The 16298-nt window shown below is 57.6% G+C and carries 11 protein-coding genes; 5 read left to right on the top strand and 6 right to left on the bottom strand.

Annotation, left to right across the window (positions count from 1 at the left end; genetic code table 11):
* The first annotated feature begins 193 nt into the window (after positions 1–193).
* Positions 194–466: a DUF1652 domain-containing protein gene (locus tag ACVVH8_RS13755; RefSeq protein WP_315445535.1), complete on the top strand. Its 273-nt coding sequence runs from the start codon at positions 194–196 to the stop codon at positions 464–466.
* 50 nt (positions 467–516) lie between these two features.
* Here the strand turns inward: ACVVH8_RS13755 and ACVVH8_RS13750 are convergent, their stop codons facing one another.
* Positions 517–2991 (bottom strand): UvrD-helicase domain-containing protein, encoded by a 2475-nt coding sequence (locus tag ACVVH8_RS13750; RefSeq protein ID WP_475230800.1) that lies wholly within the window; start codon positions 2989–2991, stop codon positions 517–519.
* A gap of 279 nt (positions 2992–3270) precedes the next feature.
* Here ACVVH8_RS13750 and ACVVH8_RS13745 point away from each other — a divergent pair, with 279 nt between their 5' ends.
* Positions 3271–3966 (top strand): pirin family protein, encoded by a 696-nt coding sequence (locus ACVVH8_RS13745; protein ID WP_315445356.1) that lies wholly within the window; start codon positions 3271–3273, stop codon positions 3964–3966.
* A gap of 77 nt (positions 3967–4043) precedes the next feature.
* Here ACVVH8_RS13745 and pgm read toward each other — a convergent pair whose 3' ends face one another.
* The 4 genes from pgm to ACVVH8_RS13725 form a co-directional block, all read right to left on the bottom strand.
* Positions 4044–5690, bottom strand: coding sequence for a phosphoglucomutase (alpha-D-glucose-1,6-bisphosphate-dependent) (gene pgm, locus ACVVH8_RS13740; RefSeq protein WP_315445355.1), 1647 nt, complete (start codon positions 5688–5690; stop codon positions 4044–4046).
* 105 nt (positions 5691–5795) lie between these two features.
* The gene (locus ACVVH8_RS13735) at positions 5796–7196 is read right to left on the bottom strand and encodes an aminotransferase-like domain-containing protein (protein ID WP_103304967.1); all 1401 of its coding nucleotides are present in this window, start codon (positions 7194–7196) and stop codon (positions 5796–5798) included.
* Positions 7197–7245: 49 nt separating this feature from the next.
* Positions 7246–8700 (bottom strand): hypothetical protein, encoded by a 1455-nt coding sequence (locus ACVVH8_RS13730; RefSeq protein WP_315445353.1) that lies wholly within the window; start codon positions 8698–8700, stop codon positions 7246–7248.
* Between the two features lie 549 nt (positions 8701–9249).
* Positions 9250–10272 (bottom strand): zinc-dependent alcohol dehydrogenase family protein, encoded by a 1023-nt coding sequence (locus tag ACVVH8_RS13725; RefSeq protein ID WP_103304969.1) that lies wholly within the window; start codon positions 10270–10272, stop codon positions 9250–9252.
* A 269-nt stretch (positions 10273–10541) separates the two neighbouring features.
* Between ACVVH8_RS13725 and ACVVH8_RS13720 the strand changes: the two genes are divergently transcribed.
* On the top strand, positions 10542–11471 hold the full coding sequence (locus tag ACVVH8_RS13720) for a LysR family transcriptional regulator (RefSeq protein ID WP_103304970.1): 930 nt from the start codon (positions 10542–10544) through the stop codon (positions 11469–11471).
* A 42-nt stretch (positions 11472–11513) separates the two neighbouring features.
* On the opposite strand, the gene ACVVH8_RS13715 is transcribed toward ACVVH8_RS13720, so the two are convergent.
* Positions 11514–12713 carry a sugar transporter gene (locus tag ACVVH8_RS13715; protein WP_475230798.1) on the bottom strand — a complete coding sequence of 400 codons (1200 nt, stop codon included), beginning with the start codon at positions 12711–12713 and terminating at the stop codon, positions 11514–11516.
* 310 nt (positions 12714–13023) lie between these two features.
* On the opposite strand from ACVVH8_RS13715, the gene ACVVH8_RS13710 reads away from it, so the two are divergent.
* Positions 13024–14763: a dipeptidase gene (locus tag ACVVH8_RS13710; protein WP_475230796.1), complete on the top strand. Its 1740-nt coding sequence runs from the start codon at positions 13024–13026 to the stop codon at positions 14761–14763.
* A gap of 273 nt (positions 14764–15036) precedes the next feature.
* Complete coding sequence (gene mexE / locus ACVVH8_RS13705) at positions 15037–16290, top strand: multidrug efflux RND transporter periplasmic adaptor subunit MexE (RefSeq protein ID WP_103304973.1); 1254 nt, start codon at positions 15037–15039, stop codon at positions 16288–16290.
* Positions 16291–16298 lie beyond the last annotated feature (8 nt).

The raw sequence follows: 16298 nt of genomic DNA, 5'->3' as shown, positions 1-16298 counted from the left end.
CATTTTGGCGACGATGGCGTAGGCCGTGACTTACATCAAAAAATGCGAAGCAATCGCGAAACGAACTGAAAAATCGCACAGAAATTTCACATCCAGATGCTATTTTTAACGGCATTCATCGGATGAGCCAATGAAGGCTCTTCCCACCTACCGTGAGCAAAAGGAAGCGCTCGATGAAGAAGGCGGGCAACACATGAACAAAGGGTCAAGCAAAGTCACGTTCCCCAATGCATGCCAGCTGATGCGTTGGCATTTTCATCCCATGGGTTTCGAAGCAACGATGGACGCACCGGGCAGCATGATCGCCCGCCTGTTTGATCGCGCCAGTGGCGAAACCATGATCGCCATCGCCGGCATCCCGTGCGCCACGGTGATGAATGCAGCGGACGTCGAGCGAATTATCGAGGCTGTGGAGGATGAGCTGGAAGCATTCATTCCTCCAACCTCTCTTAGAAGTTATGCATAAACATTTGATTTACAACAAAAAAGCCCGCAGAGATGCGGGATTTTTTTGGCTCATGCCATCTTCTTTTCGGGTCGGTGATCGGCGAAGAACGGCTTGCCCCTTGGCACCCGGTCGGACGCCCGAGGCATGTTCACCGCCTGCACATCCTGCGGCTCGACGTACCAGTAACAATGACTGACTGCGCGGGTAATGCCGACGTAGGCCAGGCGCAGAATTTCATCCTTCTGGGCGCTATCGTAGGGCTCACTGTCGCCGCTTTTACCCAACCCGGCCATGCGATAGACCTGATTCTTGTAGGGCGAACTGGTCAGGTGCTGGCAGTCACCGAGGAGAAACACCGCGTCAGCCTGCAAGCCCTTGGCGCTGTGATAGGTCAACTGTTTGATGCGTCGGGCTTCGTACGGCAAGCTCGAATCAACATTAACTACAGACTGAATATGCTCTTCAATCAATGACTTATCGCTGCTTTTTCGATAAAGCATCAAGATTGAGTGGCCCTGTCGGTAGTGATCGGCGAGACGCTGACCCAAGGCTTGGTCGTCACGCTCCAGCACGTTGACGGGCTGTAACGGTTTCGGTTCGCCGCTGGCTTTGGCCTTCTTCCCGGGAATCGCCGGTGCTGCCCGCACGATGTGTTCGGCCGCGTCGATAATGTGTTGATGACTGCGATAGTTGTCGCTGAGCATGACCCGCGTAGTGCTCGGCGACGGGAATTCCTTGGTGAACTCCATGAAATAACTCGGCGAACTGCCGCGCCAGCCATAAATCGACTGCCAGTCATCGCCCACGCACAGCAGCGACGAACGCTGCGCCCCCCGGCCGACATGCATGGCCGGCCCACGACTACGAATTTCGATGAGACTGGCGCGAATCCACGAGACGATCTGTGGCGAAACGTCCTGAAACTCATCGATCATCAGGTGCGACATTGGTCGCAGCAACTCATCGCTGAGCAACTTGAGGTTTTCCGGTGAGTGCTCGCTGAACAGCGCAAACATGCGGTTATAGGTCATGACCGGTGGTTTCTGGTCGAGCAGATGATCTTCCAGTGCGCGCCAGAACAGACTTAAGGCCTCGAAGAAAAACCGGTCTGGGTCATCCTTGGCGAAGCTCATACGGCCGACGGCGTCGGGTACATCCAGCCCCAGGTTCTCGATAAAACCAGCGGCGGCAACAAAACTGTCGAGCAAAGGTGCTGACGCCAGTTCGCCTTTGACCTTGTAATCGAAGCCCGGGCCTGCACTGGCATCACCCGCCAGAGTGGCCAGTACGCGTTTTGAAGAATCATAACTATCCAGCCATATCAAAGGCTTACGACAGAAAGCTTGAAACAGGGTGCGCTTTACGGCCCACTCCGCGCGTACGGAAAGCTTGGCATTGGGCCGGTTGAGCTGCGGGTTTTCTCGTGGATCGAAACCGAGCACCACCCAAGCGTCGAGGCTGGGAATGTAACCATGACCGTGGAATTTCGCGCCATTGATCTCGAAAGTCTGCCGGTTCGGCTCAATGCCCTTGATCGGCCAGGCACCGGCGCGAAACCACAGATCTTCGATGACGTCGCAGAGTTCTTCGTCGCGCTTGGCAGCGAGTTCGGTGACTGCCATGCGCTTTTGCACATCCGGGTGATCACGCTCCAGCTCCTTGAGCTGCAAGGCTGCCTTGGACAGCGGCTGAATCAACTGGCGGAAGCGCTCGTCCTGAGTGAATAAACGGTGATAGCAGGCGTTGAGCTGTTGGCGTTGAGCGTCATTGATGCGCAGATCGAACGGATTGCTATCGACCTCCTCGTCAGCACCCGGCGCGCGATGGCTGAGGTTTTCAAACGCCTGCAAACGTTCGAAACCCGGCAGGCTGCGGACCATCGGCAGGATGCGCGAGTGAAAGGTCCGCACCAGCTCGCGCGCCTGTTTCAAGCTCAACGCATGGCCCCAGAGCGCGAACAGCTCGATCAGTTTATTGATGAAATCCTTGCGCGACTCGCGGGTGAATGTCACCACGGTCATCGAATCAAGCTCAAAACCCAGATAATGGGTCAGCAACAGAATCCGCAACACCAGCGTGGTCGACTTGCCCGCTCCGGCACCGGCCACTACAGAGGTCGAAGGTGTCTCGCTGAAAATCATCTTCCACTGCGCGGTGCTCGGCTGAGCCTGTGCGGGCAGTAAACGGGCGACATCGGCTTTTATGCGTTTCTTCAATTCAGGCGTCAGCGGCAGACGCCAGTCATCAAACAAGTGATTATCGATGCTCGGCGGACGATGCTCGGTGCTGCGGCTGTCGCGAATCAACAATACCTGCCGGCCTTCTTCCAGACCTTCGAGTTTGCCCTCTTTGTAGCCGTACTCGACACCTGCCGTGTGCCCGCTGCGAAAGCCGTCAGCCTGACCATGCAGCCAGGACGCCCGGTGTTGGGCACGCAAGCGAGTCAAACCGTGGCCGAAGAAGCGTGCGGCCAGGCGCTTGAACCATGGCATTTCGGCCAGAGGGCGAAGTTCGGGAGGAAGTTCGGGGGTGTGTTGCGCCACGCTGACGGGCTCCAGTGTGTAAGGCTGTTGAGGGCTATGGTGTCTGTATTTGCCGTCGAGTTCTAGCGAAATGCTTACAGGTCATTGGTTTAGGCGATGAATTGAAGGTGGGACAAGAGTGTTTCGACGCCACTTTCTATCAAGTTATTCGATGCTGATACCGCAGTTTTTACGCTTTTTATCGATGCTTGCCTGATAGATGATCGCCGCCATACACCACCGGACTTGCGCCAGATGCGGCCATCGCATCCCCGCGACGAGCCTTTTGAGGAGACGAACATGCTTGAACTCAGACCTTTCAGCTCGCTGGGCGGCGCCCATCATGGCTGGTTGGATGCCCATCACCATTTTTCGTTCGCCGAGTATTACGACCCGCAACGCATGAACTGGGGCAACCTGCGGGTCTGGAATGACGATGTGATTGCCCCCGGCACCGGTTTCCCGCAGCACCCGCATCGCGACATGGAGATCATCACGTATGTGCGTGAAGGCGCGATTACCCATCAGGACAATCTCGGCAACAAGGGCCGTACCGAAGCGGGCGACGTCCAAGTGATGAGCGCCGGCACCGGCATTGCTCACAGCGAATACAACCTGGAGGCGCAGGACACGAGGATTTTCCAGATATGGATTCTGCCGACCGAAACCGGCGCCCCGCCGTCATGGGGTGCGAAACCCTTTCCGAAAGGTCAGCGCGAAGGTTTTGTGACCCTCGCCAGCGGCAAGGACGGCGACGATCAAAGCCTGCGGATCCGCGCCGATGCACGCTTGGTCGCGGCGAACATCAAGGCTGGAGAAACAGCCGAATACCAACTGGAGGCGGGCCGTCGGGCGTATCTGGTGCCGGCGACAGGTGTCATTGAAGTCAACGGCTTGCGGGCACAAGCTCGAGACGGCGTGGCGATTGCGCATGAACAGGTATTGACGGTCACGGCGCTTGAAGACAGTGAGATTGTCCTGGTGGACCTCGCCTGATTTCATCAGTGGCGGGCAAAAAAAGGGGCAACCGTAATGGTTGCCCCTTTTTATTCAAACACTGATGTCGTTGCGGCTTATTTAGTGCTGATAGCACCATCCACCAGGGTTTGCGCTTCGGCCACCAGTTGCTGGAGGTGATCGTCGCTGATGAAGCTTTCGGCGTAAATCTTGTAAATGTCTTCGGTGCCCGAAGGACGTGCTGCAAACCAGCCGTTTTCGGTCATCACTTTCAAACCGCCAATCGCTTGGTCATTGCCCGGTGCGTGGCTGAGAATGCTCTGAATCTTCTCGCCTGCCAGTTCGGTCGAGGTGACCTGCGCCGGCGACAGCTTGCTCAGCAGCGCTTTCTGTTCCGGGTTGGCCTTGGCATCAACACGCACCGAGAACGGCTCGCCCAGTTCGTCCGTCAGGGCGCGATAGGCCTGGCTTGGGTCGCGACCGGTGCGCGCGGTCATTTCAGCAGCGAGCAATGCCGGGATCAGTCCGTCCTTGTCGGTGCTCCATACGCCGCCATCCTTGCGCAGGAACGATGCGCCAGCGCTCTCCTCGCCACCAAAACCCAACGAGCCGTCGAACAGACCGTCAGCAAACCATTTGAAGCCGACTGGCACTTCATACAGACGACGCCCCAAACGCTTGGCAACACGGTCGATCAAACCACTGCTGACCACGGTTTTACCCACGGCCGCGTCGGCACGCCACTGCGGACGGTTCTGGAACAGGTAGTCAATGGAGACCGCCAGATAGTTGTTCGGCGCGAGCAGGCCACCGGATGGCGTGACGATGCCGTGGCGATCGTGATCCGGGTCGCAGGCAAACGCGACATCGAAACGCTCTTTCAGCCCGATCAAGCCTTGCATTGCATGGCTGGACGATGGGTCCATGCGAATCTGACCATCCCAATCAACGGTCATGAAGCGGAACGTCGAATCGACTTCCTTGTTCACCACGTCCAGGTCCAGACGATAGTGCTCAGCGATGGCCGACCAGTAACGCACCCCTGCTCCACCCAACGGGTCAACGCCCAGATGCAGTTTGGCATCACGAATGGCATCGAAATCGATCACGTTGATCAGATCGGCAACGTAAGAATTCACGTAGTCGTGGCGATGAGTCGTGCTGGCCTTGAGCGCTTGCTCGTAGCTGATGCGTTTAACACCCGCCAGTTTGTTGGCCAGCAGCTCGTTGGCCTTGGCTTCGATCCACTTGGTGATGTGGGTGTCGGCAGGGCCGCCATTGGTCGGGTTGTATTTGTAGCCGCCACTTTGCGGCGGGTTATGCGACGGCGTGATGACGATGCCATCGGCCAGGCCCGAGGTACGGCCGCGGTTGTAGCAGAGAATGGCATGGGAAATAGCAGGTGTCGGCGTGTATTCATCACCTTCAGCGATCATCACGGTCACGCCGTTGGCCGCCAGGACTTCCAGAGCGCTGGCTCCGGCCGGCGTCGACAGCGCGTGGGTGTCGATGCCGACGAACAGTGGGCCGGTAATTCCCTGGGCTTCACGGTACAGGCAAATTGCCTGGCTGATGGCCAGAACGTGCCATTCATTGAAACTCAAGTCGAAGGAACTGCCGCGGTGACCGGAAGTGCCGAACGCCACGCGCTGCGTGGAAATGGAAGCGTCGGGCTGGCCGGTGTAATAAGCCGTTACCAGTCGCGGGATATCGACCAACAATTCTGCCGGTGCCGGTTTGCCCGCAAAAGGACTGAGAGTCATGCAAAACCTCTGAAATAGAGTGGTTCAGGAATAGAGCGCAGTTTACTGGCAGTTTGACCGCAGCGCGATGGGATCTATCCGAGACTCTCCCGATGTTTTTTAACGTTAATCATCGGGCGCCAGACGCAACGCGTCACCCAATAGCCCGACGACATCGGCCAGATCGTGCTCACCATGGGTCAGCGAACTCAATCGCAGATGGTGCCCATGCAGGCCCTGCAGACTGAACAGCTCCCCAGGTGCAATGACGATCTGCTGCTGGAGCAAACGGTGAAACACGTTGCCCATATTCACCGGTCGCAACGAGCGCACCCATATGGTCGCCCCGCCCTGCGATTCGTCGATCGCCAACGCTTCACCCAGTCGCTCGCGCAATAACTCGATTAATTGCGTGCGACGCTCCTTGAGCATTCGGCGCAGCACGGACAAGTGCTGATCCAGCCTGCCGCCGCCCAGCAACCTGGCAATCGCCTTCTGGCGGATCGGCGACAAACGGAACGCACGCAACAGGAAATGGCGTTGCAACTCACTCCGCCAATGGTGAGACAGCACAAAACCGAAAGGCGCCTCTGTACCGACGAACTTCTCGAACGTGGAAAACACCAGCAAGCGATCAGGATCCAGCCAGTCGCGCAAGCGCTGGGAGTCGTTGCCTTCATCGAGTTCGCTATAACAGTCGTTTTCCAGCACCCACGTACCATGGCATCCGAGCAGATGCGCGATCGCCTGTCGATTGGTCCGGGACAGCGGGCTGCCCTGAGGCATGCTCAACGCCGAAGACAACAGGATCAAGCGCACCGGCTCACTCTTGAGCAATGACTCCAGCCGCTGGGGATCAATCACTCCTCCCGTCAGCAGCGGCAGCTCGATGACACGGACTTCAGCAGCATCCAACAGGCGCAAGATCACCCAGTCGCATGGAGATTCGACCACTACGGTGGCCCCACGCAGCTCAAGCACGGAGATCAGTATTTCCAGCACCCCACGCAGATCTGCACCGATATAGACGTCATCGGCATGCCAGCAATTCACCGTTGACGAGGTATAGCGCGCGGCAAGCACCGTACGCAGTTCCAGCTCGCCGCAAGGCTGCGCCAGTAGCTGCGGCTGTCGCGGATATTGGCGCAGCAGTTCGCGTTCAAGTGTCAGTAGCGGACTGTCCAACGGTTGCAGTGAGGCCGGGTCGTCGGCGCTCAACACACACATACCAGGGCGCCTGGCGTTGACATACACAGTTTCAAGCAAGTCACTGCCGCAACCGGGCGACTCCAGAGCGTTCTGCGCTTGCGCGTAGTAACCGGACTTGGCGATTGAATAGACGCGACCTTCTTTTTCCAGTAACGAATAGGCGTACTGGACGGTCGATATAGACACATTGAGTCGATCAGCCAATTGCCGCAACGAGGGCAAGCGCACTGCCGGGCCACCCCCCGCCTCGTCGATTAACAGCGTCAGATAGCGATACACCGCCTGATATACGAAGTCGTTTTCCCGTGACGCTTTCACAAGCCCGCCCCCGTGGGCAAGTATTCATGCTCTGGCAAGTGGCTCACGATCAGCCTTCCGCCGACCGATCGACGTGCTTTCCAGCACCCGCCTCGCCTGAACTTGCAATTTCACCAGGGACGGGCATGCGGATCGGGCCCATGGCGTAAAGACGCACAATCAACTTGACCGGCAAGCCACTGACATCCGTCATCCATTTCAATACCTGATCCGAGGCATGCAGGCCCTGCATCGCCCGATGCAGATCCGGCATGGCCACCAACATGCCTGGATGACAATTGCGCAGAAACCGTTCCAGCCCCGCACCGGCGTCAATAAACGGTGCAAACATCAGGCACGCCAACTGGATCTCGTTGAGTTCAAAATTTTCCAACAGGCAGCCTTCCGCTTGCTGGCGGAGGAGATCGGGGTCCTGCAGATTGCCGAAACTGGCGAGCAATTGTTCACACACCGTTTCAGGCACCTGCTTGCGGCGCATCTTCAGCAAACAGCTTTGCAGGTAATCGCTGATTCCGGCCTCATAGGTTCGCCCCTCGATGAAGCACGCCTGCAATCCTCGCAAATGTGCAGCCACCATTGGCTCTGCGAATTCGTCGTCGCCCTGAGAGAGCGTCAGCTCATCTGCCTGGAAGCCAAGAAAGTCACTGAGCAAAGGCCAGCGTTCTTCGAGCCTGCCGACAATCATGTCGTTGATGTTGATGAAGCCAGTGCGGCGACAAGCTTCGAATTGACCTTCGGGGCGCCACGTCACCCGCTCTTCGTCCGTATAGAACTCGCGGTAATAATCCCCCCCTAGCCCGTCGAGCAACGGAAACAGCGCTTCGTAGCCTGCGGCAGTCACTAATGGATCGGCAATAGCCGCTTTCTGTACGGCGCGACTCAAGCCCTCGAGGAAATGAATCTGGCGGCTCGGACTTTCACTGCCGATCATTGCATCGACGCCGTTGTTCCAGCGGGCAACCTGACCGTAGAACTCTGCGGTGGCCAGATAGGCGTCATCCCACAATTCGAGCGCTTCACTGAAGCTGCGACGATGACCAATGAGCAGCAGGTTGATCCGGTTGGCTTCACGCCCCTCGTCGCAGGCCGGCGCCTGATGATCGAATGGCAGGACCTGACGATGATCCACCATCACCAGCTCGACACGGGGATCGTCGTAAAGGAACAGTGCGCCGTAGCTACGGTGCATGTTTTGCAGTGCCATTGGGCTGTTGCCGTTCCAGCGCAAATTGGCCACCCGCAATTGGAAGGTGGCGGGGGCACGTCCGGCGATGCTCAACTGCGCCGCCCGGAGCAGGGCCAGCGTGTAACAGCTGTCGCGCGAACCGGTCTGGTTCACCAACACCTTGAAATGACCGATGTTCTCCATGCCGCCCGCGGCCACGGCCAGCCGCTGGATCAATAACTGCAATGCCGTGCGTTCCGCGCGGGAGAAGAAACTCAGCAATCGCTGCAATACTTGTTGGTAGACATAATTCATTGCCTGATCATGGATCGTGCTCATCGGTATTTACCCGGTATAAAAAGTTTCATGACGCGCAGACCGAAATCTCGATCGCACGACAATTCATCAATAAGTAATAGACGCTCAGATGCTAACACTTACAAATCTGTAGTTATTTGAAACACTTGAGCTTTGAAAAGCCCTGAAGTCACTGACAGACAGCCTCAAGCACCTGTAAATGCTGGTATTTTTCTAGAAAATATTATTCCTAGGAAACTTCCCACAACGTCCCACGACAAGTGAGTACAAGAAAAAGAGAAGCAGTTTGCGAATAGCCCTACAACAATTAAACAGAAGTTTTCTCGACAAGCAGATCCAGCCGCTTGATGTTGCGCGGGACAAATTGAATGCACAGCCATGACTCATTCCTTGAGATGAAAGTAATCATTCAATTATCAGGGCTTACATTGCGATTAGAAGATACAGATCGAAGGCAAAAACCAGTTCAGTTGCTGAACAGATTCGGATGCAGGCAGTGAGATCGGCTTTTCGCAGGGGGAAAAACGCAGAAGAGTCCGTGGGGCCACGGACTCTGATGGAGGTCTATTTTCAGGCGGGTTCGACTTGCAGAGCGACCCGTTCGCGGCATGGGCATTCGTCCATGTAGCGATGCGCTTCGACGAACTCGTTGAACGGGAATACACGAGTCTTGAGCGGCACCAACACACGATCAGCGGTCAACTGGTTGATGTCGCGCAAGGCACGTTGCAGGGCGACGTGATCCTGGGTGATGCCCAGTTCCGGTTTGCCGGTGAAGTTACCGATGCAGTGCACGAAGAACTGGATATTCTTCTGGAACGCTGCGCAGGCCGGGAACGGCGTCTGGTTGCCACCTTGCAAACCGTACAACACCAGGCTGCCACGCGGCGCGAGCACATCGCCAAGCAGCGACATCTGCGGGCCACCGAGACCGTCAAAAACCACGTCGACGCCCCGGTTGTCGGTGATCTTGTTGATTCGCATCAACAGATCTTCCTCTTCGGTGACAATCACCTTCTCCGCGCCCAGCGACAGCAGGTATTCGCGCTCCTCCGCGTCCTTGGTAGCGGCAATCACCCGCACCCCCATGGCCTTGCCCAGTTGGACAAAGGAAGGGCCGGCACAATGACTGGCATCCGTGACCAGCGCAAACTGCCCGGGTTTTACCCGTGCCAGATCGGCATAAGCGAAATAGGCGATCAACAGCGGTGTGTAATGCACGCTGGCTTCGATCGGACTCAGCACATCCGGATAACGGGTCAGCGCTGTACGCGGCAGTACAATCGACTCGCCATAGACCGGATAGTCGTTTGGACTTTCGGCCGGGAAACTGGCGACCTTGTCACCCACGGACAGATCTTCGACATCGGCACCGACCGCCGTGACCACACCGGCCATTTCATGGCCAAGGCCTGACGGCAGGCGTGCCTGGGACGAGGCCAGATTCTGACGCCAGAGCGTGTCGTACCAGCTGATGCCGATTGCCTCGACACGCACCTGCACTTCGCCAGGACCTGGCTGAGCGGCCGCATGCTCTTCGCATTTGAGCACCTCGGCCGGACCAAACTTGTGAAAACGGATCGTGCGGGACATCGCAAACCTCGTCAAAGTAACCTCTAATGCCCTGAACTCTATCTGGGCTTTTGACCCAAGACTATCAGTGGCTATTAATAGTCGACATGCCTGTCATTGATTCCGCAGTATGGACGGCATTGGCAAAATCCATGAAAAACTGCTGCGCCCGTGTGAGTAAAGCTGAATTTTCCGGTGCAGAGTACCAGCCTTTCCCCGTAAGATTCATGCCGGCCATTGTTCTCATATGGCCGCCCTCGTCAAGCTTGATGACTCTGCCAGGACTCCAGATGAATCGTAATGACCTGCGTCGTGTCGACCTGAACCTGTTGATCGTATTCGAAACATTGATGCACGAACGCAGCGTGACCCGTGCCGCCGAGAAGCTTTTCCTTGGCCAGCCGGCAATCAGTGCGGCGCTCTCGCGTCTGCGCAGCCTGTTCGATGATCCTTTGTTCGTGCGCACCGGCCGGAGCATGGAACCGTCCGCCCGTGCGGTGGAAATATTCGCCCTGCTCTCGCCCGCCCTCGACTCGATTTCGACCGCCGTCAGCCGTGCCGCAGAATTCGACCCCGCTACCAGCACCTCGGTGTTTCGCATCGGTTTGTCCGATGACGTCGAATTCGCACTGCTGCCAATGCTGCTAAAACGCCTGCGCGCCGAATCGCCTGGGATCGTGCTGGTGGTGCGCCGAGTCAATTACATCCTGATGCCAAGCCTGCTGGCTTCCGGTGAGATTTCGATCGGCGTCAGCTACACCACCGACCTGCCGGCCAATGCCAAGCGCAAAGTCTTGCGCCGCAGCCAGCCAAAACTGTTGCGCGCCGACACGGTCCCTGGCCCGTTGAGCCTCGACGATTACTGCGCGCGACCGCATGCACTGGTTTCGTTTGCGGGCGACCTCAGTGGCTTTATTGATGAGGAACTGGAGAAACTCGGGCGCAAACGCCATGTGGTGCTGGCTGTGCCGCAGTTCAACGGTTTGAGTACGTTGCTGGCGGGCACTGACATTGTTGCAACCGTACCGGATTACACGGCGGATGCGCTGACGGCGGCTGGCGGTGTGAGGGCGGAAGATCCGCCGTTGCCGACGCGGACGTTTGAACTGCACATGGCCTGGCGTGGGTCGCAGGATAACGATCCGGGTGAGCGTTGGTTGAGATCGCGGATTCAGATGTTCTTTGGGGATCCGGACAGCCTTGAGCTTCCGTCGCACTGAGCAGCCTGACAACGCCAGGCACCCTCTGCTCACCGGGCGATCTCACGTCATCGACTTCGGGCCCGGGCTTCGGGCGCTGGTGAGGCGATAGATCGTCAGGCTGTAAATCATCAGCGCCAGACCTGCCAGCACGCCTCCAGCAATTCCAATGTAAGCGAACCCGATCTGGCCACCAACCCAACTCCCCAACAGTGCCCCACCACCAATACCGATGTTGTAGATACCCGAGAAAAGCGCCATCGCCACATCGGTAGCGTCCGGTGCCAACACCAGAACCCTGGACTGCAACGCCAGCCCAAATCCCATGATCGCCATTCCCCAGAAAACACTTAGCGCCCCCAAATAGGAGACTTTGCCGTTCAACGGCAAGAGGAACGCCAGGCACACCACGAGCAGCATCACACAGATGACCAGAAAACGATGCGGGTTATACCGGTGCAGCCAACTGAACAGCAGCGATCCGAAAATACCTGCGCCACCGAACAACAGCAGGATGAGCGTCACCGCATCGCTACTCATGCCCGCGACCACTTCAACGAAGGGTTCGATGTAGCTGTAAGCCGTGAAGTGAGCCGTCACCACCATGGCCGTCAGAATATAAAGCGCCACCAGTGCAGGTCGTTTGAACAACAACGGCAGGCTTCTCAGGGAACCAGAGTTCTGACTGGGCAACAACGGTAGAACTCTGGCAAGGCACATTACCAGCGCAGCCGCCAATCCGCCGATCACCATGAACGTGGTACGCCAACCCATGGCCTCGCCCAACAATCGGCCGAGAGGAATACCCAGCACCATCGCTAGCGAGGTACCCGTTGCCAACAAGCCCAAGGCCTGCACCTGCTTGCCCTGTGGCGCGAGCCGCACGGCCAGAGAAGCCGTGATCGACCAGAACAGCGCGTGCGCCAGCGCCACGCCGATGCGGCTCACCATCAGAACAGCGAAACTGCTCGCCAGACTCGACAGGACATGACTTGCGATGAACAGCGTAAACAATACGATCAATAGCTTGCGCCGCTCGATGTTGCGCGTCAGCAACATGATGGGAAGCGAGGTCAACGACACCACCCACGCATAGATTGTCAGCATCAGGCCGACCTGCGCCGTAGACATATCGAAGCTGCCACCAATCGAACTCAACAGCCCCACCGGCACAAACTCGGTGGTGTTGAATACAAACGCAGCCAGTGCCAAGGCAATCACTGCATACCAGTTGCCGTTGGTTGTAGTCGTAGAATTGCTCATTGAAGGGGTGTATTACTCAGTCCAAGATCGCGCGCGGTTTTGCTTTACCCGTTGCCGAAAAACTCAGGTGGCAGGTGGTCCGCTGGGGCCTGCACTATAAAGAAAAAGTGAAATGCTCGTCGACGACCCGCGAAGACATCGGTGGCTGAGCCAGGATCACTTTCGATTGTGCGTCGCTTTTGCATTTCTGTGCGACAGATCCCGTTTCAGGACTCCCGCAATGCTCTGGCACGGTGTTAGTTTGTAAGTGCATGTGTCTCAACGCTGAGACACCCCTTACTCACTGCCCTGCAAAGGAATGCCCTTCGTAATGAATTTCCCTTTCAAAAAACTGGCTGCAACGACCTTGATGCTGGCTGGACTGTCGGCTTTCACCGCGCCGGCTCAGGCCAACCTTACCCCGCAGCAGAGCGCTGAAATCCTCAAAACCTTCAAGGCCGAGTCGACTACGGATTTCCGTCAGTTCCTTGGTAGCCTCGCCAAGAGCGATCTGGCGAAAGCCGCCGACATTGGCCCGGCCATCAGCGCTTTTCTCGACAACAAGACCCTGACCGCTGAGCAGCAGAACGAGATCTATCGTCTGCTCGGTATTTATGCCCGGGTGAAATACAGCGCCGCTGCCACCGAGACACTGCGCGAACTGGTCGAGATCCCAACCTATCGCAAGGACGGCGTAGCCCAGCACGACAATCCGGAATTCATCAAGATCGGCGAAAAGATCAAGAGCCTGGCCGAGTCCTTCCACCTGAATTTCCGCAACATCGACAACCGCGTTTATGAGATTTCGCTCGAAGGCAGCGGAGATGAAGTCGTTGGTATTCATGCCCACGCCGACGTGGTGCCGGTGACGCCGGAAAACTGGGTATTGAAGGATGGCACCCGCCTCGACCCCTTCAAGATCACTCTGATCGGTGATCGCATGTACGGCCGTGGCACCGAGGATGACAAGAACGGCATCGTCGTCACGCTCTATGCGATGAAAGTCATCAAGGATGAAAAGCTGCCACTGGCACGCAATTTCAAACTGTTGGTGGACACCACCGAAGAAACCACCGGCGATGCGATCCCCTACTACTTCGAACGTAATCCGACGCCCAACTACAACCTGGCACTGGATGGTGGCTACCCGGTGGTGATTGCCGAGAAAGGTTACGGCACGGTCATGGCCAACTTTGCCAAGCGCAAAGCTGAGGGCAAGGGTGCGGAAATCATTGCTATGACCGGTGGCCTGGCGACCAACCAGATTCCTTCGGTTTCAGTCGCCACCCTGATCACCGACAAACCTGCGGAGCTGGCTGCCAGTCTGCAGAAGGCCGGGGACGAGTTTGCCAAGCGCAGTGGCGGCGATTTCCAGGTGAGCGCCAAGGTTGACGGTAAAGACGTCAAGCTGACGGTGACGGGCGTATCAGCGCACTCCTCCGAACCCGAGTCAGGGGTTAATCCGGTCGCGCGAATGTTGGTCTTTATTAACAGCCTTGATGGCAAGGTCGCCCTCAAGCACAACCATATTACTGACGCCGCACGTTACGCCGCTGATAACTGGGGGCTGGATTATCTGGGCAACAAGCTTGGTGTCGGGTTCTCCGATGCGTTCATGGGGCCGCTGACCACCTCGCTGACCTACGTTGGCGAGGACGAGAAAGCCTTCAAACTCGCGGTCAACCTGCGCGTGCCGAAGGGCAAGTCGCCAGAGAAGCTCAAGGCTGAGATCGCTGAGAAACTGGCGGGGTGGAGCAAGAAGAGCCATGTTGGCGTTGCTTTCGACTACTCGATCGCCGAGCCGATGTACCGCAACCCTGAGGGTGAATGGGTGAAGGCGCTGTTGGCAGTATCGACTGAAAACCTCGGCATGAAACACGAGTTCGGCACCTCCGCTGGCGCCACCTCGGTGCATGAATTGCCGAACGGCGTGCAGTTCGGTCTGGCCAAGCCGGACGTGAAATACACCGGGCACACCGACGGTGAATTCAAGACCGTGGAGCAATTCCAACTGGATCTGCAGATCGTTACGGAAATGATTGGCCGCATTGGCCAGTTGCCGAAACTCTGATGTCACTGGGGCGAGGGAGCAAGCTCCCTCGCCCCAGTTTTTTAATCGTCACGTAATCCCCACCGCGCAGCCTCGCTCCTGACTTTTGCACACGGGGCAACACAGAATTGCCTCCAGAGAGATTGATAGCCCCCTAACGAAAGGTGCATGCTAGAGGGCTCGCTCGGGTCTTATATCATTCCGAATGATAGTTACCTTTGCTTCATTCGATTCGTGCCATCACACCCCGCCGAGCATCATCCGCCCATCTTCAATACATTGGCGGATGCATCCATGGAACAGTCACTCAAACATTTGCGCTTCCCGTTGGCCATGTTGGCCGTACTGGTGATGAGCGCCTGCGGCAAGACTCCGGAGACTGCCGCCACTATGCCCGCTGCCAAAGTCAGCGTGGCCAAAGTGCTGGAACAACCGGTCAACGAGTGGGACGAATTCACCGGGCGCCTTGAAGCCCCGGAAACCGTTGAAATCCGTCCACGGGTCTCCGGCCAGATCGACGAAGTCGCCTTCACTGAAGGTGCGCTGGTCAAGAAAGGCGACCTGCTGTTCCAGATCGACCCTCGTCCGTTCCAGGCTGAGGTGCGCCGCCTCGAAGCTCTGGTAGCCCAGTCCCGCGCCAACGCCACCCGCAGTGAAAACGAAGCCGGCCGTGGCGAACGTCTGCGTGCCAGTAACGCGATCTCCGCCGAGTTGGCCGATTCGCGCACCAGCGCTGCACAAGAAGCCCGCGCCGCCGTCGGTGCCCTGCAAGCGCAACTGGACCTGGCCAAACTGAACCTGAGCTTCACCCGCGTGACCGCGCCGATCAGCGGCCGTGTCAGCCGTGCCGAGATCACCGCCGGCAACCTGGTCACCGCCGACACCACGCCGCTGACCAGCGTGGTTTCCACCGACAAGGTCTACGCCTACTTCGACGCCGACGAGCGTGTGTTCCTCAAATACACTCAACTCGCCCGTCAGGGTCAGCGCGGCGCCACCACGCCGGTGTACATGGGCCTGTCCAACGAAGACGGTAACCCGCACCAGGGCCAGATGAACTTCGTCGACAATCAGGTCAATCCGAAAACCGGCACCATCCGTGGTCGCGCGGTGTTCGACAACAGCGACGGCACCTACACCCCGGGTCTGTATGCACGCCTGAAGCTGGTGGGCAGCGGCACCTACAACGCCATGCTGATCAACGACGAAGCGGTCGGCACCGACCTCGGCAAGAAGTTCGTACTGGTGATGGACGCGGACAACAAAACCGCTTACCGCGCCGTCGAACTCGGTCCGAAAATCGAAGGTCTGCGCATCGTCCGTACCGGCCTGAACAAGGACGACACAATCATCGTCAAGGGTCTGCAACGGGTACGTCCTGGCTCACCGGTCACTCCTGAAGTGGTGCCGATGGCCAGCGAGCAAACCATTGCGGCACTCGCTCAACAACGTCAAGCGCTGGAAGCCAGCAACCTGCCTAAAGTCGCCCCTGCCAAAGGCGCGTCCGGTGCGGTTGTGAAGCTGGCTGCTACGACCCCACGCGGTTAAGGGACGAC

This window comes from Pseudomonas trutticola BRTCR10 (assembly GCF_056155105.1).
This window is presented reverse-complemented; position numbering and strand designations above follow the sequence as displayed.

Bases quoted from the DNA above. Each gene is read 5' to 3' on its own strand.
- ACVVH8_RS13720 (WP_103304970.1), top strand. From the start codon at position 10,542: ATGAATCGTAATGACCTGCGTCGTGTCGACCTGAACCTGTTGATCGTA.
- ACVVH8_RS13745 (WP_315445356.1), top strand. From the start codon at position 3,271: ATGCTTGAACTCAGACCTTTCAGCTCGCTGGGCGGCGCCCATCATGGC.
- ACVVH8_RS13730 (WP_315445353.1), bottom strand. From the start codon at position 8,700: ATGAGCACGATCCATGATCAGGCAATGAATTATGTCTACCAACAAGTA.
- ACVVH8_RS13710 (WP_475230796.1), top strand. From the start codon at position 13,024: ATGAATTTCCCTTTCAAAAAACTGGCTGCAACGACCTTGATGCTGGCT.
- pgm (WP_315445355.1), bottom strand. From the start codon at position 5,690: ATGACTCTCAGTCCTTTTGCGGGCAAACCGGCACCGGCAGAATTGTTG.
- ACVVH8_RS13755 (WP_315445535.1), top strand. From the start codon at position 194: ATGAACAAAGGGTCAAGCAAAGTCACGTTCCCCAATGCATGCCAGCTG.
- ACVVH8_RS13715 (WP_475230798.1), bottom strand. From the start codon at position 12,713: ATGAGCAATTCTACGACTACAACCAACGGCAACTGGTATGCAGTGATT.
- ACVVH8_RS13725 (WP_103304969.1), bottom strand. From the start codon at position 10,272: ATGTCCCGCACGATCCGTTTTCACAAGTTTGGTCCGGCCGAGGTGCTC.
- mexE (WP_103304973.1), top strand. From the start codon at position 15,037: ATGGAACAGTCACTCAAACATTTGCGCTTCCCGTTGGCCATGTTGGCC.